Source organism: Vibrio genomosp. F6, assembly GCF_005146325.1.
Taxonomy (GTDB): Bacteria; Pseudomonadota; Gammaproteobacteria; order Enterobacterales; family Vibrionaceae; genus Vibrio; species Vibrio cortegadensis.
This window is the reverse complement of sequence record NZ_SYUT01000113.1, coordinates 1-1,447: the sequence shown is the minus strand read 5'-3', so window position 1 is coordinate 1,447 and position 1,447 is coordinate 1. Positions and strand designations below refer to the sequence as shown.

Sequence of the window (1,447 nt, the reverse complement as noted above, 5' to 3'; positions counted from 1 at the left end):
TATTTGGACGCTAGCTTTGAACATAATTCGTATGACCCAGAATTAGTTAAAGCAATCAAAGTCGCTCAAGTTGACTGGCAGGCATATATGTCATCTCATTGTGATTCTGTATATACGCAATGGCGTGATGGCACAATTCGAGGTGTTATGGCAATTTCATGTAAAACCAAGCTAACCAAGCAAAGAACTCATGAAGTTTGGGAGACTTTTTTAACCTACATGGACAGTACTCCTCCAGTGTTACCTGAACCAAAACAGTAGGTTAATCTACCACGCACATAACAAAGCGTTTAAGACGGATTCCCAACGCTTGGCATTTTCGGTTTGATTCAGCTTTAGTGTTTACGGCACAATATTTTAGGTTAGGTGGTAGCGTTGCTCACCACTTAACGCGGCGTTATACGATTTGGAGGTGGTGTGAGTAAAACTATATTTTTCCTAGTAAAAATCTTTGACAACAAAAAATATGCTCAAGATTTTGTTGATGGGAAGTTGTTTGCGAATCGGCTTGCATATTTTAGGCGCTTGGAAGAGCAAGAAGAAGCCAATCGAGGGGACAAACATGAAGCTGTTGTTTCGTGGATTCAACCAGAACAAGCAAACTTGGTAATAAATGGTAAACCTATCACCGGTTTAGCTGGACCCGTTTCAGTTCAGATGAATTGGCATGATTACTTGAACGTATTTTGCATGTATGCCGCGCATAGCGGATCTTTCAATTATGTAAGTCACGACAATCTTGTTGAATTTCGTAAACAATTAGAAATTCCGGACGACTGTTTGAAGCTAGGAAAGTATGCAGTCGTGGTAACTAACTTCACCAAGTTTGTTGAAAGAGTGCACAATGCAGCTGTCGTAAACAATTATGGAATGAGCGATGGGTTAGTGGATTACTATGATCCGAATGAATTTAGCGGATCGTTTTTAGAATTAGAGGCTATCTTCAAGAAAAGAAGTGAGTTTAGCCACCAGAAAGAGTATCGGTTTGCCTTTGATACTGGAGTTTCTGACAAGACTCCCTTAGTCCTAGATGTGGGAAATCTTAGTGACATCGTGACATTATGCGATGTGGAAAAACTAAATCAGGTGCTTGAAATTAGGTTATCAGAAAAGGCTGGCTAAATCGTATAACAAAGCATTTAAGACGGATTCTCAACGCTTGGCGATTTCAGGCTAGGTCAGCTTCAGTGCTAAATGTGGCAAGGTTTAAGGTTGGGTGGTAGCGTTGTTCACCACTTAATGCGGCGTTATGTGCTTTAGAGGAAAATGATGAAAAGTCGACTAATTTTAGCTTTATCTTGCATGGTTTCTATCACTTCTATTGCAGGTGAAAATGCCCCGATAGATTGCGATAATGCTTTAAATACACTCCAAATCAACCAATGTGCATCAATAGAACTCGAATCAGCAAAAGAAGATCTTTCCAACTATTTGGACGCTAGCTTTG

At 40.0% G+C, this 1,447-nt stretch carries 2 protein-coding genes and 1 pseudogene; all 3 read left to right on the top strand.

Annotated features, from left to right (window positions below; all coding sequences use genetic code 11):
• Positions 1 to 261: lysozyme inhibitor LprI family protein (locus tag FCV43_RS19900; RefSeq protein WP_136996151.1), on the top strand; the 261-nt coding region annotated here is incomplete at its 5' end.
• Positions 262 to 417: 156 nt separating this feature from the next.
• Positions 418 to 1,122, top strand: a complete 705-nt coding sequence (locus FCV43_RS19895) for a hypothetical protein (RefSeq protein WP_136996150.1) — start codon at positions 418 to 420, stop codon at positions 1,120 to 1,122.
• A gap of 144 nt (positions 1,123 to 1,266) precedes the next feature.
• Positions 1,267 to 1,447 (top strand): annotated as a pseudogene (locus tag FCV43_RS20550) (lysozyme inhibitor LprI family protein); the annotation flags it as partial.